This is a genomic window from Novosphingobium sp. ES2-1, assembly GCF_015169775.1.
Classification (GTDB): Bacteria; Pseudomonadota; Alphaproteobacteria; order Sphingomonadales; family Sphingomonadaceae; genus Novosphingobium; species Novosphingobium subterraneum.
Genome location: NZ_CP063445.1, coordinates 2,017,512 through 2,039,806, shown reverse-complemented (window position 1 = coordinate 2,039,806; position 22,295 = coordinate 2,017,512). Strand labels below are relative to the sequence as shown.

At 62.8% G+C, this 22,295-nt stretch carries 20 protein-coding genes and 1 tRNA gene; 3 read left to right on the top strand and 18 right to left on the bottom strand.

Going from position 1 to position 22,295, the window contains the following annotated elements:
* Positions 1-62: 62 nt before the first annotated feature.
* Entirely contained in the window at positions 63-575 is a 513-nt protein-coding gene (locus IM701_RS09835; protein WP_039334890.1) for a hypothetical protein, read from the top strand.
* A 2-nt stretch (positions 576-577) separates the two neighbouring features.
* Here IM701_RS09835 and IM701_RS09830 read toward each other — a convergent pair whose 3' ends face one another.
* The 10 genes from IM701_RS09830 to IM701_RS09785 all read right to left on the bottom strand — a co-directional run bounded on the left by IM701_RS09830 (position 578) and on the right by IM701_RS09785 (position 13,262).
* Entirely contained in the window at positions 578-1,996 is a 1,419-nt protein-coding gene (locus IM701_RS09830) for a sensor histidine kinase (protein ID WP_193826830.1), read from the bottom strand.
* Positions 1,997-2,187: 191 nt separating this feature from the next.
* Entirely contained in the window at positions 2,188-3,114 is a 927-nt protein-coding gene (locus IM701_RS09825) for a YncE family protein (protein WP_193826829.1), read from the bottom strand.
* Positions 3,115-3,259: 145 nt separating this feature from the next.
* Entirely contained in the window at positions 3,260-5,029 is a 1,770-nt protein-coding gene (atzF, locus tag IM701_RS09820; protein ID WP_193826828.1) for an allophanate hydrolase, read from the bottom strand.
* Positions 5,026-8,634: an urea carboxylase gene (gene uca / locus IM701_RS09815; RefSeq protein WP_230487650.1), complete on the bottom strand. Its 3,609-nt coding sequence runs from the start codon at positions 8,632-8,634 to the stop codon at positions 5,026-5,028. Before uca ends, atzF begins: the two co-directional genes overlap by 4 nt.
* Entirely contained in the window at positions 8,631-9,263 is a 633-nt protein-coding gene (locus tag IM701_RS09810) for an urea amidolyase associated protein UAAP2 (RefSeq protein ID WP_062347451.1), read from the bottom strand. Before IM701_RS09810 ends, uca begins: the two co-directional genes overlap by 4 nt.
* Positions 9,264-9,277: 14 nt before the next feature.
* Positions 9,278-10,114, bottom strand: a complete 837-nt coding sequence (locus IM701_RS09805) for an urea amidolyase associated protein UAAP1 (protein WP_193826827.1) — start codon at positions 10,112-10,114, stop codon at positions 9,278-9,280.
* Entirely contained in the window at positions 10,111-10,584 is a 474-nt protein-coding gene (locus IM701_RS09800) for a CopG family ribbon-helix-helix protein (protein ID WP_193826826.1), read from the bottom strand. The genes IM701_RS09805 and IM701_RS09800 overlap by 4 nt, the downstream gene beginning before the upstream one ends.
* On the bottom strand, positions 10,584-11,342 hold the full coding sequence (locus IM701_RS09795; RefSeq protein WP_193826825.1) for an ABC transporter ATP-binding protein: 759 nt from the start codon (positions 11,340-11,342) through the stop codon (positions 10,584-10,586). The genes IM701_RS09800 and IM701_RS09795 overlap by 1 nt, the downstream gene beginning before the upstream one ends.
* Positions 11,339-12,154: an ABC transporter permease gene (locus IM701_RS09790; RefSeq protein WP_193826824.1), complete on the bottom strand. Its 816-nt coding sequence runs from the start codon at positions 12,152-12,154 to the stop codon at positions 11,339-11,341. Before IM701_RS09790 ends, IM701_RS09795 begins: the two co-directional genes overlap by 4 nt.
* A 28-nt stretch (positions 12,155-12,182) precedes the next feature.
* A complete protein-coding gene (locus tag IM701_RS09785; protein WP_193828411.1) occupies positions 12,183-13,262 on the bottom strand; it encodes a putative urea ABC transporter substrate-binding protein in 1,080 nt (359 codons plus the stop codon).
* A gap of 218 nt (positions 13,263-13,480) precedes the next feature.
* On the opposite strand from IM701_RS09785, the gene IM701_RS09780 reads away from it, so the two are divergent.
* Together IM701_RS09780 and IM701_RS09775 are read left to right on the top strand one after the other, a co-directional pair.
* Positions 13,481-14,377, top strand: a complete 897-nt coding sequence (locus IM701_RS09780) for a sterol desaturase family protein (RefSeq protein ID WP_193826823.1) — start codon at positions 13,481-13,483, stop codon at positions 14,375-14,377.
* 128 nt (positions 14,378-14,505) lie between these two features.
* Positions 14,506-14,582: transfer RNA gene (locus tag IM701_RS09775), tRNA-Met, on the top strand.
* 167 nt (positions 14,583-14,749) lie between these two features.
* Here IM701_RS09775 and IM701_RS09770 read toward each other — a convergent pair.
* From IM701_RS09770 to IM701_RS09735, 8 genes are all read right to left on the bottom strand, one after another.
* A complete protein-coding gene (locus tag IM701_RS09770; protein ID WP_193826822.1) occupies positions 14,750-15,619 on the bottom strand; it encodes a hypothetical protein in 870 nt (289 codons plus the stop codon).
* Positions 15,620-15,673: 54 nt separating this feature from the next.
* Positions 15,674-16,090, bottom strand: coding sequence for a hypothetical protein (locus IM701_RS09765; protein ID WP_193826821.1), 417 nt, complete (start codon positions 16,088-16,090; stop codon positions 15,674-15,676).
* 370 nt (positions 16,091-16,460) lie between these two features.
* Positions 16,461-17,261 carry a hypothetical protein gene (locus IM701_RS09760; RefSeq protein ID WP_193826820.1) on the bottom strand — a complete coding sequence of 267 codons (801 nt, stop codon included), beginning with the start codon at positions 17,259-17,261 and terminating at the stop codon, positions 16,461-16,463.
* A gap of 55 nt (positions 17,262-17,316) precedes the next feature.
* Positions 17,317-17,976 (bottom strand): hypothetical protein, encoded by a 660-nt coding sequence (locus IM701_RS09755; RefSeq protein WP_193826819.1) that lies wholly within the window; start codon positions 17,974-17,976, stop codon positions 17,317-17,319.
* Positions 17,973-19,373 (bottom strand): hypothetical protein, encoded by a 1,401-nt coding sequence (locus IM701_RS09750; RefSeq protein WP_193826818.1) that lies wholly within the window; start codon positions 19,371-19,373, stop codon positions 17,973-17,975. Before IM701_RS09750 ends, IM701_RS09755 begins: the two co-directional genes overlap by 4 nt.
* Positions 19,370-21,442, bottom strand: a complete 2,073-nt coding sequence (locus tag IM701_RS09745; protein ID WP_193826817.1) for a M23 family metallopeptidase — start codon at positions 21,440-21,442, stop codon at positions 19,370-19,372. The genes IM701_RS09750 and IM701_RS09745 overlap by 4 nt, the downstream gene beginning before the upstream one ends.
* Positions 21,442-22,008, bottom strand: coding sequence for a hypothetical protein (locus tag IM701_RS09740; RefSeq protein ID WP_193826816.1), 567 nt, complete (start codon positions 22,006-22,008; stop codon positions 21,442-21,444). Before IM701_RS09740 ends, IM701_RS09745 begins: the two co-directional genes overlap by 1 nt.
* Positions 22,001-22,294, bottom strand: a complete 294-nt coding sequence (locus IM701_RS09735; protein WP_193826815.1) for a hypothetical protein — start codon at positions 22,292-22,294, stop codon at positions 22,001-22,003. Before IM701_RS09735 ends, IM701_RS09740 begins: the two co-directional genes overlap by 8 nt.
* Position 22,295 lies beyond the last annotated feature (1 nt).

The following is a 22,295-nucleotide window of genomic DNA, read 5'->3' as shown; positions in this document are numbered from 1 at the left end:
CGGGGCGGAACTGGTGGATGAACAGAAGCTTCTCTCGGCTCAAACCCTGAGGAGAGACAGCAATGCCCGCATCCGCCATTTTCGACAACCACGCACAAGCGGAACGCGCCGTCGGAGATCTCCGCGGCCTTGGCGTGCGCGACAGCCAGATGTCAGTCATCGCGCACCACGGAGGCACGACCACGACACGCTCTGGCGATGGCGAGGTGACGGACGAACATCACCGCAATGTGTTGCGCGGCATAATCGGCGGCGGCGCATTGGGCGCAGGGTTGGGCGTTGCAGCCTTGGCAATACCCGGCGTGGGACCCTTGGCTGCGGCTGGCGCGATCGCGGCTTCGGCGGTGCCCGAGGCTATCGGCATCGGCGCGGCGCTTGGCGCGATTGGCGGTTCGTTGAACGAGGTGCTGACCAAGCACGGCATCGATGAGGCCGACGCGACCTACTACAATGACCGGATGAAGGACGGAGCCGTTCTTGTGACGGTCGAGGACGACTTCGCCGACAGTAATCAAGTAACGGAAATCCTGCACCGCAATGGCGGCCACAACGCGACCACGCCCCGGATGATCTGACCTTAACGCAGTGCCGTGCGCGGAATGCTGATGGCGCAGAATACACCTTCGGGGCGGAACTGGTAATCCAGTTTCCCCCCGATGCCGTGGGTGACCGACCGTTCTATCAGCCTTGTACCAAAGCCTTTTGCGGAAGGCTCTGCAACGGCGGGGCCGCCCGCTTCTGCCCATCTCAGCACCAGCGCCGCGTCGTCCTCGGACGAACTGCTGCAGGTAACCTCGACGCTGCCCTCGGTCGAGAGCGCGCCATACTTCGCCGAGTTCGTCGCCAATTCGTGAAGAACCATGCCCAGCGCCTGGGCCGTGGCAGACGTCAGAATGAGGTTGGAGGTTTCGTCCCCAAGTGCAAACTCGATTCCGTAAGGCGTCAGTTCGTCTGAGATGAGCGCCTGCAATGGCACGCCGTTCCAGCGGTTTTCCGACAGGTGACTGTGGGCGCGGCTGATGGCGGAAATGCGACCGATCAGGGCATCCTTGAATTCGCTGACTGTGCCCTGCGCTTTCATCATCTGGACGATCGACTGGACCACGGCGAGCAGGTTCTTGGCGCGGTGATCGACTTCACGCGTGAGCAGATCCTCACGTTCGCGCGCTTGCTTGAGGTCGGTGATCTCGACGCAGAAAATACCTACGCCCCGCCGAAATCCGTCTGGGCCGTGAACGGGGTAGAACACTTCCGACCAAGTGCGCTTCACGCCTGGCTTTGCCGGTGTCTCGCCGGTGATCTCCACCCCGCGCAGCACTTCGCCGCTTTCCAGGACCTTGCCCAAGAGCGGTTCCGCCGAGGAGCGCAAGTCGGGGAGAAGATCCCACACGCTTTGCCCTAGATGATCCTCGGCTGAAAACCCGTTCATATCCGCAAGAGCCGCGTTGATGCGCGCGAATTTGAGATCGCCATCGAGCAGGCCAAGGCCGACAGGAGCCTCGTCATAGATTGCCTGCAACTCGTCGATCACGCCAAGAAGATGGGCTTTCTGTTCGGCCTGATCGCGGCCTTCGCGTTCAAGCGCCTCTTTTGCGGCGATGAGGTTCATCGCGCTGGTGCAGAGCGAGTGGACGACTTCGAGCACGATTATGGTGCTGGGAATATAGACCAGCATGGCCACCGGCGCGCCCGGCTGCATGCCAAGGCCCGTCCCGGAATTCAGGAACAGATAGCCAGCGCATATCCATGCCAGAGTCGCCGCGATATAGCCTGGTAAGCGGCCTCCGAGAAAAGTCGCGATGACAATTGACGGATAGAAGGGCAGAAGCGGCGCAGGTGGCGGCGTGCCCATGGCGAGCCGAACCACGAGAGCGAATGCGATCACGCCGATGGCGGACAGTACGCCAGGAACGGGGCGGCCGAGAAAAACATGGCACAGTGAGAACGGCCATCGACCAAACAGGTGCGCTTCGCCTTGCTGGCGACCCGATTGCATCCCCCATCACCCTTTCGGCAGGTGCACGCGCAGCCGGATGACTGCGTATGCTCATCTTGCCCGAGTTTGCCTGCGTGGCAATCCCTGCGCGATGCTGAACCCTTGAAAAAGCGTCAATTATGGCAAAGTGAAACGCGGCTGGCGCGCATGTCACAACATAGGTTAGCGAACCTGCGATGAGCTGCGACAGGTCATGGCTTGGCCGCGGTCGCCAATCCGTTTGCAGGCCACCAAGACAGCGTGTGCACATCGTGCGCCGAGGTCCAGATGCCCTTGGGCGTATAACGCAGTGCGCCGCTGCCCGCTGGCTTTCCACCACGCTGGGCGACGGTCATGGTCACCGGATCGATTGCCGCCCAGACCTGATCGTCGGTGGTGCGCAGCCAGACCTTGCCGCCGCCGGTGTCGATATCACCCCATTTGAGGTTGGCCCCGACCTTGACCCGTCCGACGACCTGGCCCGTGGCCGGATCGGCGCGAACGAGCGTGCCATCACCCTGTTCCTGCACCCACACGCCACCTTCGCCCGCAGCGAGGAAGCCCGGCATCGTGCCGAGCGCAGCGCGGGCGACGACGGTGTTGGTGGCGGGATCGATCTTCTGCAGCGTCTGCTTCGTGGCGCTGACCGCCCAGACGGCGTCATAACCGAAGGTCACGTACCAGGTATCGGGATCGACCGGGATGGAGGCGACGACGGTGTTGGTCTCGGGATCGACACGAGCGACCGCGCCTTCGGGCTTGCTCGCCAGCCAGATCGAGCCGGCACCATTGGCGACGATCAGCTCGCCCTGCTTCTGGTTGGCAATTCCGGTGGGGATCGTGGCGGTGATCTTCGCGGTTTCGAGATCGATCCGCACCAGCGAGCCATCGGCGCAGTTGGCGACCCACAGTGAACCGAACGCCACGGTCAGCGCACCGCAGGGGCGGGCGACGGCAACTTCCGCAAGTTTGCCGGTGCGTGACCACTTTTCGACCTTGCCGCGATTGGTCGCCCACACAGCGTCGCCATCGACGGCGAGGAAATCGGCGAAACCGGGAACGGTCTGCGCCTGCTCGACCTGCGCGTGGGCGAGGGTGGGGACGAGGGCGGCGGCGGCGAGAAGCAGTTTGCGAAGCATCTGTTTTCTTCCTGACAGCTCCGGAAACCCTCCCCGCTGCGACTAATTTCGCCTTTGGCTCAATAAGTCTCGCTCCCCTCCCTCAAGGGAGGGGTGGGGGTGGGTTTACGACGCCTGTTTTGGCAAACGACGTGGACTTTGGGGCTTAGCTACGCGAGGCGATATAGGCGCGCCATCCGCCAAGGTGCGTAATGTCTTCGGCTCCGGTAAGGGCGCGCGGTTCGGCGACGAAGCCCTTTACGCTGCTGCCGTCCGCCAGCGTGACGGTGCCGATGGCGAGCGGCGGCGGAACCTCGACGGTGAAGCTGCCGAACTCGGCGACGCCCAACTCGTAGACCTCCAACTTGATTGCCGCCCCACCTTCATCGAATACTAGCGCGGGCTTCGGCGGCACGCTGTTGGCGATCGCGTAGAGCCTGTACGTCGGTGCGGTTTCAAAGGCGCCGACGAACTTCGCATTCCGGGAGGTCAACTGCCAGTGCAGCGGCATGCCTTCGAGGTGTGCGCCAACAACGGCCAGTTTCACGGTCTGCATCTTGCCCTCCAGATCGAGCGGGGGTGGGGGAGAAAGGTTGGCGGCAGCGAGCCACGCATCGGCGGCATCGAGCAGGGCGCGATCTGTGGCGGCCGGGCCGATCAGGGTGATGCCAAAGCCGGTGCCGTTGTGGCGGGTGCCGGCCGGCACGGCGACGGCGGCCATGTCGAGCAGGTTCACGAAGTTGGTGTAGAACCCGAGGTTGCTGTTCAAGGCGACAGGGGCGACCGCCAGTTCGGCCACGCGATAGGTCGTGCCGGTGGTGGGGAAGGCCAACATATCGACGCTTTGCCACAACTGATCCGCATGGCGTTTCAGCTCGGCCATGCGGTACACGCCGTTCCACAGTTCGACGGCGGTCTTGTCCCACCCTGCCTCGACCACGGTGCGCACGGTGGGGTCGACAGCTTCGGGGTTGTCCTTGAGCAGTGCGGCGATGGCAGCGGTGCGTTCGGCCACCCACGATCCGCCATAGAGCAGTTGCGCGGCTTCGAGCAGCGGGGCGATATCGATCTCGACCACTTCTGCACCTTGCGCCAGCGTGGCGAGAACCAGATCATAGAAGAACTCGGACTCGCCATCGCCAAAGAATGCCCGCTGATCGCGGCGAGGCACGCCGATGCGCCTGGGGTTGAGCGGGGCTTCGGTGAGTTGGCGCGACCATGGATCGCCAACGTCAAATCCGGCCAGCGCATGGTCGACGAGACGCGCGTCGATGGTGTCGCAGGCGAACACGGTGATGCAGTCGATCGAGCGGCAGGCCGGAACAAGGCCCCTGGTGCTCCAGCGGCCCTTGGTCGGCTTGAAGCCGATCAAGTGGTTGAACGCGGCGGGCACGCGGCCCGAACCTGCGGTATCGGTGCCAAGCGCGATGGGCACCAGGCCAGCGGCAACCGCGATGGCTGAGCCGGAGCTGGACCCACCGCTGACGTAGTCCCGGTTATAGGCATTGCGCGGAATGCCATAGGGGCTGCGCGTACCGACAAGGCCGGTAGCGAACTGATCGAGGTTGGTCTTGCCCACGCAGATCGCGCCTGCGGCCTTGAGCCTGGCAATGACCGTGGCGTTTTCCGCGGGCGCATAGGCGAAGGCCGGGCAGGCCGCGGTGGTCTGGAGCCCCGCCACGTCGATGTTGTCCTTTGCGGCATAGGGCACACCGGCGAGGGGGAGGACTTCGCCGGCTGCAATCCGGGCGTCGACTGCTCGGGCCTGCGCAAGCAAGTCCTCCGCCGTGGCGCGGCTGATCCACACTTGCGGCTGGACCGCATCGTAGGTGGCAATGCGGGCGAGCGTTTCCTCCATGACGGAGACGGCGGGCGTCGTGCCGGCATTGACCCCGGCAGCGATGGCTGCGGCGCTGCGGCGGTCGAGCACGGTCATGCGCTCCTCCGCAGGGCCAGCATCGGCGTGCCGGGCTGTAGCGGCTGTCGTTCCTTGATGTAGAGCGCAGCCACCGTGCCGGCGCCGGGGCTTTCGACCGGGCATTCCATCTTCATTGCCTCGATCACCGCGATGGTCTCGCCCGCCTGAACCGTGTCGCCGGGCTGAACGAGCAGCTTCCACACGCTGCCGCCGAAGGGTGCTTCGATCAGGTCCGCGCCCTCGGGCACGTCCACCGCGTTTTCTGCCGGAGCCTCGCTTTCGGCAAGCGCACTGACCCGGTCGAACTCGCCCCGGCGCTCCCACTCGGCGCGCTCGGCATCGAAGGCGGCCGTGCGGCGCGCTTCGAACGCGGCGATGTCATCGGCGTTGTCGGACAGGAACTTGCGGTAGTCCGACAGGCGAAATTCCGACGGTTCGATCTTCAGGGAGCGCTTGCCGCTGGGGAAATCGCGGCGCCACTCGGCCAGTTCCTCGGCGCTGACCGGATAGAAGCGGATCTGGTCGAAGAAGCGCAGGAGCCAGGGCTTGCCCTCGATGAAGTCTGCCGTCTGCCGGTGCGTGTTCCATACCTGCACGGTGCGGCCGAACAACTGGTAGCCGCCGGGTCCCTCCATGCCATAGATGCACATGTAGGCGCCGCCGATGCCGACGACATTGGGCGGCGTCCAGGTGCGCGCGGGGTTGTACTTGGTGGTGACGAGGCGGTGGCGCGGATCGACCGGCGTGGCAACCGGCGCGCCGAGGTAGACATCGCCCAGCCCCATGACGAGATAGCTCGCCTCGAAGATCAGGTTCTCCACCGCCGCCACGTCGGGCAAGCCGTTGATGCGGCGGATGAACTCGATGTTGTCCGGACACCATGGCGCATCGTCGCGGACCGCGCTCATGTACTTCTCGATGGTCTCGATCGTGGCCGGATCGCGCCAGCTGAGCGGCAGGTGGACAATGCGCGAGGGGATGGCGAAGTCCTCGAGATCGCCGAGGCGCTCCTCTGCCGCCATGAGCGCGGACAGGGCTTGGGTCTGCGTAAGGTTCCGGCCGTCGAAATGCAGCTGGAGCGAGCGGATGCCCGGCACGACGTCGATCACGCCGGGCAGGGCCATGCGCTCCAACTCCGTCATCAGTGCGTGGACGCGGATGCGCAGTTCCAGATCGAGGACGAGCGGCCCGTATTCGACGAGGATGTTGCGATCGCCCTGCTGGCGATAGACGACGCCGGGGCGTCCGGGCGCGGCCTCGATTGCCCCGAGGATCGGAGTCTGGGTGGCGGCATCGCAGGGGCGGCTGGAGGCGGGCTTGGCGCCAGTTGCGAGGTATTCCTGCTGGGCACGGTCGGCGGCAGTCGCCTCCTCCATTGTTACGGGCACGAAGCGCACCCGGTCACCTGGAACGAGCTGGCCGATCTTCCACCGATCAGCCGCGATCACCACGAAGGGGCAGACGAAGCCGCCAAGCGAGGGACCATCGGGGCCGAGGATGATCGGCATGTCGCCGGTAAAGTCCACCGCACCAATGGCATAGGCGTTGTCGTGGATATTGGACGGGTGCAGGCCCGCTTCCCCCCCATCACGCCGCGCCCATTCGGGCTTGGGGCCGACAAGGCGCACGCCAGTGCGATTGGAATTGTAGTGCACCTGCCACTCGGCGGTGACCACCATGTCGATGTCGGCTTCGGTAAAGAAGTCCGGCGCGCCATGGGGACCGTAAAGCACGCGAACGCACCATTCATTGGGGAGAGCGGGGAGCGCGGCAGGAGCGAGTGGTTTGCCAGTCGGTTCATGGGCGAGGTGAAGGACATCCCCGGCGACGAGGCGGCGCGCCGCGTGGCCGCCGAACTGGCCGAGTTCGAAGGTGCTGCGGCTGCCGAGGTAGGGGGCGATGTCGAGCCCTCCGGCGACGAGCAGGTAGCCGCGCATGCCGCCACCCTTTGCCCTGCCGACGACCAGCGTTTGCCCTGCCTTTGCCTCGAAGAGTTGCCCTGGAGTTACCGGTTTGCCTTCGAGAGTTGCGCCGAAGTCCGCACCAGTGAGGCACAGGGTTGCATCGGCGCCGAACAGGAGCGTGGGGCCGGTGACGGTCATTTCCAGCCCGGCCGTACCTTCGGGGTTGCCGAGCAGGCGGTTGCCGAGGCGGAAGGACTGGTCGTCCATCGGGCCAGAGGGCGGCACGCCCACGGCCCAGAGGTGCTGGCGGCCGGGCCAGTCCTGCACGGTGGTGGCCGTTCCGCCACTCAGCACGCGGATTGATTGGGTTCTGAAAACAACGTCTTCGAGTGCGCGTGTTGAGACTTCACCTGAAGTGAAGGCAGGCGCGGCGACGACGCTGCGCAGCCAGCGCAGGTTGGTTTCGATGCCATCGACGCGGGACTTGACCAGCGCTTCCTGCATGGCAGAGACGGCCTCGGCGCGGGTGGGCGCGTGGACGATCAGCTTGGCAAGCATCGGATCGTACCAGGCGCTGACCTCGGTGCCCGCCATGACCCAGGTTTCGGCGCGGATGTCGGCTGGAAACTCGACACAGGTCAGGGTGCCCGAGGTGGGGCGGTAATCGAGCGCGGGGTCTTCGGCGTAGAGGCGGATCTGAACCGAATGGCCGCTGGGGGTGGTGGGGGCTCTATCGAGGAAGCTGTAGTCCCCAGCCGCGCCGCGGATCATCCATTCCACCAGATCGACACCCATGACCATTTCGGTCACGCCGTGTTCGACCTGCAGCCTGGTGTTCATTTCGAGGAAAAAGAATTCCTTGCGCTCGGAATCGTAGAGGAATTCTACGGTGCCCGCCGAACGATAGCGGGCTGCTTCGCCGAGGCGGATGGCGGCTGCGTAAAGCGCCTGACGGACCTCTTCGGGCAGGAGCGGGGCGGGGGCTTCCTCGACGACTTTCTGGTTGCGGCGCTGGAGCGAGCAGTCGCGCTCGCCCAAGGCGACAACGCGGCCCTCGCCATCGCCGAAGATCTGAACTTCGACATGGCGGGCGCGGCGGACGAAGCGTTCGAGGAAGACACCGGCGTCGCCAAAATTGCTTTGGCCGAGGCGGGCAACGGCGGCAAAGCCTTCGCGGATGTCGTTAGGGGTTTCGCACACGCGCATGCCGATGCCGCCACCGCCTGCCGTGGCCTTGAGCATGATCGGGAAACCGATGGCGTCTGCTGCGGCGAGCGCTTCGTCCTCGCTGGTCAGCAGGTTGCTGCCCGGCGCAAGGGGGACGCCATGGGCAGCGGCAAGCTCGCGGGCGCTGTGCTTTAGGCCGAAAGTGCGGATGTTGTCGGGCGTGGGGCCGATGAAGACGACGCCGGCTTCGGCACAGGCGGCGGCAAACTCGGTGTTTTCGGAGAGGAAGCCGTAGCCCGGATGGATTGCACCGGCGCCGGTGCGCTTGGCCGCTTCGATGATCGCGGCGATGTTGAGGTAGCTTTCCGAAGGTCTCGCGCCGCCAATGCACACGGCCTCGTCAGCATGGGCAACATGGAGCGAGGCTTCGTCGGCCTCCGAATAGACCGCGACCGAGCGCAGGCCCATCTTTCGCAAGGTGCGGATGATGCGTGTGGCGATGGCGCCGCGATTGGCGATCAGTACCGTGTCGAATGCGGGGGCCATGCTCATGCCGCGACGATCATGCGGACGGGGGTGGGGTTGAAGGCGTTGCAGGGGTTGTTGATCTGCGGGCAGTTGGAAACGACGACGATCACGTCCATCTCTGCGCGCAGGTCCACTGTGAGGCCAGGGGCGGAAATGCCGTCAACGATGCCAAGCGCCCCGTCAGCCTCGACCGGCACGTTCATGAAGAAGTTGATGTTGGAGACGATGTCGCGCTTGCCGCGGCCTTCCCAGAGGTTGGCCTCAAGAAAGTTCTCGACGCAGGCATGTTGCGATTTGGTGTGATGTCCATAGCGCAAGGTATTGGATTCGCACGAACACGCGCCGCCGATGGTGTCGTGATACTCGACCGCGCTGCCGGTGATGGTCATCAGCGGGCGGCCTTCGTTGGAAAGCAGCACGGTGCCTTCGCGCAGGAACAGGTTCCCCTGTGCGGCGACAGTATCCTGCGCGCTGTAGCGTTCGGAATCATCGGCGGCGCTGTAGATCAGGAAGTCGACCGCCTGGTTGCCTTCGAGATCGACGATGCGCAGCGTCTCGCCCTGCTTCACGTGGTGCGCCCACGGCGCGCGGGCGGGGACGATCTCGTCGTGGACGATCTTGCCGGAAAGGCCGGAGATGTGGGGATCGGTCATCGGTCCTGTCCTTTTCAGCGGCGGTAGTAGTCTTCGACATTGAGGAAGGCCCGCTGGCCCTCCGGCGTCGCGTTGCGGATGGGGTCGCTTTGGGTTGTCACAGGTCCGCGCCATGCGGTGAGGCGCAGCGGAGTGACACTGTATTCCGGCCTTGGATCAAGGACATGCGGGCAGTTCGTGACAACAACGATGATGTCCATCTCTGCGCGTAAAACCACGCTGCGTCCGGGCGCATAGGGGCCAACCTGCGGCGTGATCGTGCCGTCATCCTCAATGCGGGTGCCCTTGAACAGGGTGACGCAGGGGTGAACATCACGGCGACCGAGGCCGTGCTTGGCAGCGCCCAGCAGGAAACGGTCGCGCCCGTTGGGATAGCTGCCGCTATTGCAGCCTTCGCCGTATTTGGCGGCATTGGTGGCGGCATTCGAGGTGCCGCAGAAGCAATCGTGCGTGCCGGCATCATCCGCCTCGATGCTCATCAGCACGCGGCCCATATCCGACAGGAGAAGCTTGCCGGTGCCAAGGTAGGCATTCCATTGGACCTTGACCGTATCGGCGAAGTTCAGCCGCTCCGTCGGCATTTCGGCGTTGAAGATGTTGAGCGAGGCGCAGGCATCACCCTTTACGTCGATCAGCCGCAGACGGGTGCCGCGAGCGATGCGGCGCGTGGCGTACCCGCCGGGGGCAACGGTTTCTTCCCAGAGCAGGTCGTCAGCGCTGACGCCATCGGGAAGGTCTGCCGCGATTGGGGGAAGGATCGGCATGGCTTCCACGACCGTTCCCGCCATCGAGCGGGCGTGATCGCGGGCGGCGTTGGGGTTTGCCAGTGTGCTGGTTGGGGCGTCGGTCATGCGGCCGCTCCTTTCTTCGATCCGGGGCCAGCCTCGGACAGAGGCGGCAACAAGGCGGTGGTGGTGACAAGCTGGAGTTGCTGGACTCCGCGCACACGGCGCAGAGCGTCGGCAAGACCCTTGAGCCGGGCGGCGGGGCCTTGCACCAGCAGGACTTCCAGCGACTGGTCGTCCTTCAGAAAGACGTGCTGGGTGGAGATCACTTCGGTCTGAAAATCGGCCTGCGTGCTTGCGAGTTGCTGGCGCACGCGGCCGCGGTCTCCACGGTAGACGAGGGTGATGGTGCCGGCGAGGATCTCGTCCGGGCGAGTCAGTGCCTCGTGCGCTGCAAGGGCGTGGCGGATCAGCTCCGCAATCAGCTGCGAGCGCGAGGGGAGCTGGCGTTCCTCGACCATCATGTCGAGCTTGCGGAACAGGTCGGCCGGCAGGCTCATGCTGAGGCGGGCGAGGCTGGCGGGTTCGGTCGACATCACGCCGCTTCCGGTTCTGGTTCAGGCGCAGGCTCGTCCTTGCGCAGTGCCAGATCGTAGACTGCCGTCGCGCCGAAGCGGTGCGGGGCGTGGGGATCGTGCCGGCGCTTGTCGAGCGCGAGAACGCGGGTGCCGAGCGAGAAGGCTTCCTTGATGTCGTGCGTGACCATGATGATGGTCAAGCCGAAGTCCTTCCAGAGCTGGCGGATCAGCACGTGCATGTCGGCACGGATGCCGGGATCGAGCGCGCCGAAGGGTTCATCGAGCAGGAGGATGCGCGGGCGCATGATCAGGGCCTGCGCGATGGCCAGGCGCTGCTGCATGCCGCCCGACATCTGGCTGGGGTAAAGGTTCAGGCTGTCGCCAAGGCCGACCGCCTGCAGCATCGCCGCGGCTTCCTCGGCGGCACGCTTCTTTGCATCGCCGAAGAGACGCGCGAGCAGCGGGGCCTTGGTGCATTCGAGGCCGAACATCACGTTCTGAAGGACGGTGAGGTGCGGGAAGACCGAGTAGCGCTGGAACACCACGCCGCGATCGGGGCCGCATTCGCGGGCGAGGGGCTGTCCATCTAGGGTGATCGTGCCGGAAGTGGGCACTTCCTGGCCGAGAACGACGCGCAGGAACGTGCTCTTGCCCGCGCCGGACGGACCGACGACCGAGACGAACGAGCCTTCTGCGACGTCGAGATCGACCTTTTCGAGGACGACCCGGTCGCCGTATTCGACCCAGACGTTGCGGAGAGAAAGGAGCGCGCTCAATGGCTTGCTCCGTGTGCCCAGGGGAACGCCCTCTGGCTCAGGGTCTTGAGGCCCCAGTCCATGGCGATGGCGAGCAGGGCAATCCACGCGACGTAGGGGATGATCACGTCCATCGCGAGGTAGCGGCGGACGAGGAAGATGCGGTAGCCAAGGCCGACATCGGACGCGATGGCCTCGGCCGAGATCAGGAATACCCAAGCCGGGCCGAGCGCAAGGCGCAGCGCAAGGATTAGGCGCGGCATCGCCTGAGGCAGAGCGACGCGGATGAGGATTTGCCATGAGCCTGCGCCCAACGTCTGTGCCTTGGCCAGCATTTCGCGCGGGAGGGTGCCGACATGGCCGGCGACGTCGCGGATCATCACCGGCGCAATGCCGATGACGATCAGGGCGACCTTGGCTGTTTCACCGAGGCCCAGCGCGACGAACAGGATGGGCAGGAGCGCGATCGGCGGGATCACCGCAATACCTGTTACGAGTGGTCCGAAGGTGGCGCGCACCGGGGGCAGCGCGCCCAGGGCAAGGCCGACCAGCAGGGCCATGAGCGTGGCGATGGCAAGGCCAAGGCCCAGACGCTGGAGGCTGGCGAGGGTATCGGCCCAGAACACCACGCTGCCCGTTAGCACGTCGACCTTGGTCATCTGCGCCCAGAGCGCCGTCGCCATACCCGAAGGCAGCGGCAGGATCTTGTCTGCCGGGTTCCCCGCATGCCGGCCATAGGCAGCGAAGAGGTAGACGATGACCAGCAGCAGGATCGGCACGGCGCCGAGCGCGAGGCGCTGTCTGCGGTCCGGTTCGCGGTTTACCCAGCGCATGAAGAGTTGTCCCGAAGTATCTAGGAGATCAGAGCTTTCCGTCGGCGGCAAGCTTCATGAAGCTGTCGTCGAAGCGCAGGGTGACGCGAGCCGGATCGCCCAGTGTCTTGCCGCCGGGGAAGGCCATGCCCACTGCATCGGCGGAGGATGCGCCGGGGAAGAGGCCCTTGGAGAAGCTGAAGTCGCGCACGCGGGTCATCGTCTCGATGAGCTTTGCGTCCTGCGTGGCGGCTACCGCGTCCTTGGCCTGGGCGTAGAGGTAGGTGGTCTTGAGCTGGGCTTCGAAGACGTCCGGCGTCGTTCCGGCGAGCTTGGCCATCGCGGCACGGGCCTGCTTACCCTGCTCGTCCTGCGCGGTCATCACCTTCATCGTATCGTACCAGATGCCGGCGAGGGCCTTGCCGAGATCGGGGTTGGCCTTGAGCGTTGCGGTATCCACGACGAGGAGGTCGAGGATCTCACCCGGGATGTCCGCCGAGGTGAAGACCTTCGACACGCCGGGCTGCGCGGCCATGACCGAGAGTTGCGGGTTCCAGGCGACAGCGGCCGTTGCATCGGGCGAAGCGAAGGCGGCAACGATGTCCGCATCGGACGTGTTGATTGTCTTGACGTCGGTCAGCGCCATGCCGTTTTTGCCGAGCGCGCGGGCGAGCAGGTAATGCGAGACCGAGAGTTCGGCGAGGTAGACCTGGCGGCCCTTGATCGCGGCCAGAGCGTTTGCGCCTTTGAGCAGGATGCCGTCATTGCCGTTGGAGTAATCGCCGACGATGATCGCGCTGGTGTCCTTGCCGCCGGCGGCGGGGATGGTGAGTGCATCCATGTTGGCAACCGTCACGCCGTCGAACTTGCCGGCCGTGTACTGGTTCACAGACTCGACGTAGTCGTTCACCTGCACCACGTTGATCTTGATGTGGTACTTGTCGGCCCACTTCTTCACGATGCCGGCCTGCTGGGCATAGGGCCATGGCATCCAGCCCGCATAGATCGACCAGCCGATGCTGAATTCGGTGCGCTTTTCGGCGGCCTTCTCACCGCCCGAGCACGAGGCGAGGGCGAGTGCCGCACCGATCAGCGCGGTCTTGCCGACTTTTCCGATATGAGTCCGCAAGCGCGTCGCGAAGGCATGTAGCACCAGCCATTCCCCTTGATGGAGTGAAGCGTTGTCGCAGCCCCGGACCGGCTGGTCCCTGGTATTACGATCAGCTGCTTTGGTAATACCCGCCCTGCCGAAAGTGCGGATACGTCGATTGACGTAGCGCCCGGTTTGGCGGGTTGGGCCTAAGTGCGTTATATCTGCTTCGTTCAGGGGTTTTGCGGGCAAGCGACATGAACATCAGGAAATTTGCAGTCGATATGCTGCCGCCGGTGACGCTGGCGATTGTCGTTTCCTTCTGGGGACTTGCTCCGAAAGCCTGGGTGGAAAACACCTGGACCGCAATCATCATGACCGCGCTTGTGACGACATGGGTGCTGGGACTCGAGATGGTGTTCGAGCGTCATGCCGGGTGGCGGATGAATCGCCAGGAGTTCTTCACCGACCTGTTCTACATGGTGTTGAACGCGACGCTGATCTCGAACGTTTCGCAGCTTGTTGGGGAAGCCCCGCTGATGACTTTTAAGAAGGCAGCGGGCATCGAGACGCCTTGGGCGGCAGAGATGCCGTTTCTGGCGCAAGTGGCGCTGGTCTTGTTCGTCTATGAGTTTGGCCAGTACTGGATGCATCGCCTGATGCACAATTCGATGCCGTTCTGGCTGACCCATGCGCCGCACCACCACATCACGCAGCTCAACGCAATGAAAGGCGCGGTGGGCAACCCGATCGAGCTGGTGCTGATCAGCCTCAGCATCGTCGTGCTGTTCGACGTATCGCAGGCAGCAGTGCTGGGCGCATTCGGCGCAACGGGGGTGATCTCCACCTTTGCGCACGCCAATGTGCGGTCGGACCCGCCGAAGTTCTACTCGTTCTTCTTCACCACGATCTGCCACCACAGCCTGCACCACTCGGTGCCTTACGAGGACACGCGCTGCAACTATGGCAATTCGCTGATCCTGTGCGACCGCATCTTCGGCACCTACAAGGAAGGGGAGGCCAGTGTGGTCGGGCAGGACGATCGCAGGCGGCTGTCTATCCGCGAGCAGTGGGTCTTCCCCTTCGTGCCGCTGTTCAAGGCGTGGCAGTCACGGCGCGCCAATGCGCAAACGGGCAGCAATGGAGTGGTTTAGCCACGTCGGTGCCGATCGGAGGAGCGCAGCCACAAGGGCTGTAAAAAATCCTGCTTACCCGGTTGACCGGACAGGCAGCCACAGCTAGAGGCCCGACCTGCCCAGCGGACTTCAGTTTCGCGCACCGGGGCGGAGTAGCTCAGCAGGTTAGAGCAGCGGAATCATAATCCGCGTGTCGGGGGTTCGAGTCCCTCCTCCGCTACCATCCTTTTTACAATGAAATCAGTAACTTAACAAAAGCCCCTCGGGGCAATCGTTAACGTGGGTGCTGTTTTCGTTTACCATAAAATCCCCATAAATCCGGGCATTTCCAGAGATTCCGGCAGTTCCGTGCAACATGGATGCGACATGGAATGAGCGCATTTAGAGCAATCATTTTCGGGCGAGTGCTGAGATTTGCCGCTGTCGCTCGCGCTCTTGCTCCTCTGCCTCTCGGCATGTCTTTGCCCACGCTGATTCATCCAGTGCCGCTCTGACTGCCGCAGCATTCTCAATGCTTACGACTTGGCACTTTGGATCTATCGGAGCGCGATGTGCGACCTTGTGACCGAACACGTCGGAAAGAAGCAGGTTCTGCATTTCAACATTGAAGTCTTCAACCACCGTCTCGATGTCAGAAAGCGTCTGCAGCGCTCGTTCGACAGACGCGATCGCCTCTGCCCACAACTGGCGGGAAAAGGGCGCGCGGTGAACCACTTCACCCATCGGTGTTGGCACCACATACATGAGATGGCTGGGAAACTCCTGCGTGAACACGCTAGACAGATCATACAGCTTGGAGACGAGGTAATCTCGGAAGATGATAATCTCTGGGTCAACAAATCGCCGCTCTTCGATCAAGAAGACTAAGGCAAGGCAATCGCTGCTAATCTGCGCATGGAGATCCGAGAGCTGTTGGAGGGTGCGATTCGGTGTCGGAATGGCCGGATGCGGTCCTCCAGCCTGGAGCTCGTGTCCTAAGCTTACTGAAGCAACGCGCAGCTTGGTTGAGAGTTCAATGGAGGAGTTCGAGACCTGACGCGCAAGCCTCAGTCCATCATCATACATTGCGGCTTTGATCTTACGGGATTCACCGTCGATGATTGCTTGGCGCGATAGTCCGGCCTGAGCCCTAATCTGCCAGCCAATACCCAAGACTGCCAAAGCAGCCGCGACCAATGTGCTTCCCGCTTGTATCCACGCAGCGCCAATTTCTGAGGGCATTTGAACGGCGTCGAGCAAGGCAGAGCAGATTGGCTTCATGTGCCTAGCGTAAATGTTAGCGAAGGCGTGCGCCAGAGCAGCCGCGTAAGCATATCACTTGCTCTGCAGGTAGCTGACCTGAATTTGAAGAATACGTTGCTGATACTGGCTCAGGTGGCCCAAGATCGGGCTTTTGCAGCCGGGTGCTGTTTCGAAGAATTCTTCGCAATAGGGAAGCTCGACAGTCCGCGTCAGGCAAAAGCGGGTGGCGCACTTGAGCCCGCACATATCCATGTCGTCTAACTTCGCGATGGTGAAGTTTGCATTCCCACCACGATAGGGGTCGACGGATGTTCCGTAGACGACTCGAACCCATGGATTACCGTCCTGATCGGCGAACGCTTGTCGAATCAGGCCAGGACGAGCTTTAGGCGCGGGTAGGTCCGGCTCTTCCGCATACGGAAACCGGCACCATACCGTGTCGTATGGTGCCGGTGCCATTGATAGGGGATAAAAGGTCCAGCCTGTCACTCACCAACCCGCGTCACTGAGCGGTTCAAGGCTGAAATTGGCGGGTTTCTTGTCGTCTACCGCCTTCTGCATTGCCTCCAAATAGGCATCGCTTACCTCGGTGTGATAACCGGGTTGCATCCGAATTTTAGGCGACGCGAAGGCGATTGCCGAACCGGCTCGCTTTCTTGGATGTCGCATGTCGTCTCCTAGTCTGAGGGGTGGCCGATTGTCCGGCCTCAACTCATAAACGCCCAATTGGCGGTTTAGGTCGCATCTTACAACAAAAAGTTGATGACCGACTGCTGAACCAACCTAGAGCGACATTACGACGTTATCCACAGCCCGGAGATTCTGCAACTGGAGATGAAACCCATCAGCGAGAAGGATCTCATGTCACATTACGTGACAGAAAGTCCGCGTCTGCAGCCATCGAAACGCGTGAACTTTGATAGACTGCTGGGGTAGATGTTCCGGCCTGTGACTCCACTATGCGTGCTTGCGCCGTGAAAACTTCATCGATCGTGAAGCCCAAAGTGTCTCGCCAGACTACGCGAATGTAGGACCTGACCGTGACCCAGCTGTCAGTCCAAATCGCTCGAAGCGCTTCACCATCGATCGAGGCAAATCGAGTGATGTCCGCTCCGTCGCCGGGTTTCAAGCTGAACGCACCATCCTCTAGAGGTATCTCGCGAGGCGCTTCGGGCATTACGCTATCATCGGGTAGATAGATCTGAGAGACAATTCCGACGCGGATGTCCGCCGCATCGCTAGCCCCCTCCAGTGTGAAGGGTAAGAGAAACTGTATGGCGTCTGGCCTCGTCTCCAACGACACCCGGCCCAGCGATAATTTAGGACGCATCGACGCGGCCTGTGCACGCCATTGGGCCTGGGCTATTCGTCGAGCATCTTCGACACCCTGAATGGCAGCTGCAGAGGATTTGACTGCCTCTTCTGCTTGCCGTTCAGCAGCATTGGAGGCGCGTCGAGCCTCGCGAAATGCAAAGGCAGCTGCCGCGAGCGCCAGAAATGAGATTCCGGCTCCGATCCCACTTATTAGGTTTGCGTTTTCAGCCGCGTTCGCGCTGCGCAGTGAAGCATCAACAGATGTCCATTGCACAAGTTGGTCACATTGGGGGCCAGATACACCTTCATGTCTGCACACAGGCGGCGTAAATTTTTGGAGCTGCATGGCTTCAAGCTATCACTGCTGGCGAGACAGTCCAGATAGGGTCTCAACCGCGATGCTAATCGCCAGCCAGGTTTCCGACCACGCCCCCAAAATCATGCAGAGGAAAATCTGCGACGCCGTCAGCGTTCACTTTGGTCAGCAATATCTCTCCCGCCACCGCGCAATCAAAGGCGTCAAACTTGTGCTGACGCTGCGCATGGACGAAATCCATGAAGTCGGTGTGAGGATTGAACTGTGACGGATCAGGCAGGTTGCGCTTGATGTCCGCTCCCCAAACCTCAGACGGCGGCACCATAGGCATGATGACCGTTCGGGCAGGATACCAGGTCCAAGGCTCCCGGCCCGATGCTTCCCCATCCTTGGCATGCGTAAACATTGTGAAGCCAAGCGGTCGACCGAGTTTGCGAGAATAGTAGGCAGCGACCCACCGGGAATAGTGCGCATCCTCATCAAGCCCCGCGCCTTCGTGAACGCCACGGACAAAATCACGGAAGGCATCCAGCGAAAAGCCGTCAGAAGACTTCGCCCATGGATTGAGCCGGAACACATCGATCAACGTGTTGCCGCTTCCCACGCATGCCAGAGCGATCGGCACATCTGGTAGCACGATCGACTTCGGCGCAGTCCCAAGCAACCGCCCGTCTGGACCGAAGAAGCCGGAGTCCGTCACGATGTAAGCTGCGTCAGGCTGGACCAGCAGGTTTGCGATGCTCAAGCGTAGGCCTCACTCTGCCCGATGTAGTCCTCACAAGGCGCACACGGGATATATGCAGCCTCAATGCCATGCGCTTCAGCCGTCTGCCCCACGAGCTTTGCAAAGCCCTCAGGATCACGCTGACGGAACTTGCTGGCATTCGCAGCCTTCTCGACCTGATCGAGGAAGCTGGCTGTCCTGGTCGCGTCCTCTGCCTCTCTCAACTGGCGTTCGACACGAGCCGTCGCACGGGCCGTCTCAGGCGTCTGTGCCCTGCTGGCAAGCGCCGAAGCGCCACCAAGGGCACCAGACATCACCAACACCCCTAGCGCCGTCTGGTAGGCCGCAGCGGGCCTTTCCGCGAAATACTCGCCCCAAGTCTTGTTCGGGTTGGCGATGGCGGTGTCGACCGCATCTTGGGCAATGGTCGTCGCCTGTTCCGTCGCCATCTCCTTTACGAAGATCTCTGCGAGAAATTTGCTTGTCGCGCCTTTGCCGAACTTGGACACGACTGCGCCCATCGGGATAGCCTCAAATCCCGCTTCGATCGTACCTTCAAGCAGCCCGCCCGTGGTAGCCTCTGCCACCGTGCCGCCGCGCACTCGATACTTGCCGTAAGCAGTTGTCCCGACCTGAGTGCCCGCCACAGCCATTGCAGGCACAGGAGAGCGGGTCAGGATCGATGCACCAATTGCCGGAGCCATCTGCGCCAGTGACGAAAAGCCACCGTATAGCCCGCGACCTGTTTCGGTCTTGAATGCAGGCGTAGCTTTCTCGACGTCGTCCTGTGCCTGCACAAAGTCAGATCGCAGCCGGTCGGAGTAGGCCTTCCCGCCCTGCATCCATTTTGGTGCGGTCACGCGATCGTCGATCATCATCGAGAGCGCGGTGTCCATTTGCTTCCAGCCACCGACCAAGCTGGACCAGACGCCTTTCGCGCTGTTCCACAAGGTAGGCTCGACAGGTTCAGGCGCACTTATCCGCCAGCCCCGCGAAAGGTCTTGGTCAGCGAACGCACGACCCAACATGCTGAGGGCGCGAGTGTCATCTGCCGCCACAGCCGCATCGCGCGGATTGGCCTCTGCCCATGTTCCAATGCGCGGAAACAGCCGGGTCATGTTGATGAAGCTGGTCGCGCGGTCTGCAATCTGCAGCACCTGCAACTTCGGATCAACCGCCGCCGCTGGCAGTCCTTTCTCGCGGGCTATGCGATTGGCTTGTGCCGCTTGGTCCGGAGCAGGGGATGCTCGCAGGGTCGCACCCAGCACGCGCCCGCGCCGCCGCTGAATGATCGCGTCGAATTCGTTCCCGTCCGCTTCCGCCTTGATGGTGGTAACCGGGTCAGGTTCAGGTCGATAGGTGTTGAAGGGCCGATCGCGCTTGCGGCGAACGATTTCATCGAAGGGGTTTTCGCTCACTTTCCGGACACTCCCTCGACGTAAAGCACAATGCGGTTGGCATCCGTGACCGCGAGACCATTGCGCCGGAGCGCGGCATCTATCTGCCCAAGGATCGCTTGCGGGATATCCGACACGGTAAGGTCATGGGCGGGAATGGACTTGTCGTTCGTGCCCCACAGCAGCCCCGGACGCTTGGCCACGACAGTGCGGGTCGCGAGCGAGAAGGCGTCTTCGAGTTCCTTATCAGTCGGCATGCGCTTGCCGCCCGTTGCCTGCAGAACGCTTGCCTGCATGAGGCCGAAGGTTTCGATGAAGTCCTCTTTGTTCTTGTCGCCAGTCAGGTGCATGTCAGGCGTCGAGAAGGTGTTGATGTGCCCCGCGATGGCCGACCGGATGCTAACTTCGTTTCCGCCGCGCTGCAGCTTCGCTTGGTCCGCATCGAGGCGCGCCAGTTCCCCCGGCGTAAGGTACGAGGCCGAGCGCGTCAGATCGAGACCCGCGAACTGTTCCGGCGCTTCAATCGCCAGACGCTGCAGGCGCAGGAATTCGGCACCGTTTGCCGCGACCGGCTTGGGAGCCGCATTGGCCTTCGCCATGTCCGAGAAGGAGGCGGTGGCATCGATGCTCATGCGGTCGCGAACGGTCTTCGGTATCTGATCCAGTGACCGGAAGTTGTCGCCAAGGCCCAGCACGACCCTCTTGGCTTCGTCGTCGGCCTCCCGCTCTTCGCGCGCATCGATCGAATCCTTCCGTGAGAATTCACGATCGACCCATTCCTTCGCCCGCTGCTTGCGCTCGAAGGTCCAATCCGCATTGGCATCTATCGCCGCATAGGCAGAGCGCTTGTCCCACTCGCCCGCAGCTTTCGCCGATGGTGCGTTCTGCCCGATGAACTGCAACGGATCGACCGGCTTGCCGTTCTGGCGGGCAACGACGTGGACGTGAGGGCCGGTGGTATGGCCTGTCATGCCGACAGGGCCGAGAGTTGTGGTAGCAGTCACACGGTCGCCCTGTTTGACGCTATGGCCCCCGAGGTGCGCGTAGCTGGTGGTCAGGCCGTTGCCGTGATCGATCATCACATAGTTGCCGGACTTCGCGTCAGAGCCGACGCCAACGACTACACCGCTCGCGATAGGCGTAACGGCTGAACCTTCCGGAGCAGCAAAGTCCGTCCCGTTATGCGACCGCCCCTTGCCGCGATCCACGCCGAAGCCCGAGGTGACGCGACCATTGCGAACGGGCGCTGAGTACTTCGCCCCCGGCGTCGAGGCGGGAACAGGCCCACCCTGCGAGATAGCCCACTGCGCATCGCCCGCCGCCTGTCTGGTCTCAATTGCACCGCGCAGCGTGGCAGAGACAGCCGTCTTGTCGCCCAGCGTCATGCGCGTGAGATGAGCCCTGCCGTAATCCAGCGCACCATCGATATCGCCCTGCGCATTGCGTTCCTCGACAATGCCACGATGCACCGAGCTTTCGTATTCCTGTTCGGCCTGCGCAATCGAGGTTTCATCGCGCCCGAGCAGGCGTTCCTTGTCTCGGATCGCACCACGACCAAGCTCAATCTGCGCAGCCACCGCATCGGCGGACAGCCATTGCCGTGCCGCTTCCTCGCGGGCTTTCGCTGCCTGGGAGATGTAGCTTTCTTCCGCCGCCGCACGGGTCTGGCTGATTTCGTGTTCGGCGAGTTCGGCCCGATACGACGCAAGGAATCCATCGGTGCGCATCTTGAGGAGGTCGCGCGCCCGAGGGCTGCGAGACTGCCCAAGCATCTGTTCCCGTGTCGACAGCAGTTGCTCTTCCGCCGCCTTGTATGCAGCCCCGGCATCCACGCCGCGCGATGCCTTGGCCTTCGCCAGTATCTGCCCCGCCGCATCCTGAAACGCGACGGCATTGTTTCCTGCGTCGGCTTTGTCCTGTTCGATCGTCAGCGCGTTCTTGACTTGGGCATGATGCTGCAGGGCCTGTCCGACGCCATCCAAGGCGCGGGCGACCATCTCACCACCCGTAGGCCCCGAGGGCGCACGGAACCGCGCTTCGATCGGCGCAACACCCTGCGTCGTCGGGTTATAGACCGGCGCGCGAGGCATCAGAAAATCACCGGGTTAGAGCCGATCGTGTCGCGCGCGCTTGGCGTTAGCCGAGGCACGTTGCGCCACATCTTGTCCTGCTTCATTTGGCCGTACTGTGAGGCCGCACTCAAGACCGTTGAACCCATATCCAGCGCGCCGCCGATGAGCGCGCCGGTTGCCTGCGATCGAGCCATGTTCGCCTGCGCCGTGAAGTTCGAGGCGTTGATGTCACGTGACTTCACCGCACGATCGCCAGCGGTGTAGATACGCTGCACATCTTCGCGCCCGAGCATCTGGGTATCCGCGACCACATCGGAGGCGGTCCCGAAATCAAGACCAACCCCGTTCGCCGCCGCTGCGAGGCGCTGTTGTCCCTGCACCTTCGACATCTCGCGATAGCGCGCCAACGCCGCAGTGCGCGTGTTCTCCATTTCATCACGGGCAGCATTGCGTTCCATGGCTGCATTGCGGTCAGCAATCTTGGCCTGCGCATGGGCCTGTTGCGACGCCATCACCGCGCTGAAGCCGGTCGAGACGGCAGACAAACCCGCGCCGACCAGCAGGAGCGTACCGGGGTCACACATTGGTCGCACCCCAACCAGAGGGCGGATAGGTCGGGGTGTTGACCGGCAAAGTTCCCGGAGGCAGCGCCTCTTCAGCGTCTTCAAATACCCCGCTGATGTTGTGGCGTTGGCGTTCGGCGTCGACACGTTCGGGCTGTGCCGTCGTTTCCTCCCACGTAGCGCGCGCCTCTATGTCGAGAGGTTCAAGCTTCCAGTCCGGAGCGCCGTCGTAATCGACAGTCTGCCCACGATACCAAAACGTGCTGTCAGGGCGCTGCATTGTCACGAGTATGCGATGGGTTGCCATG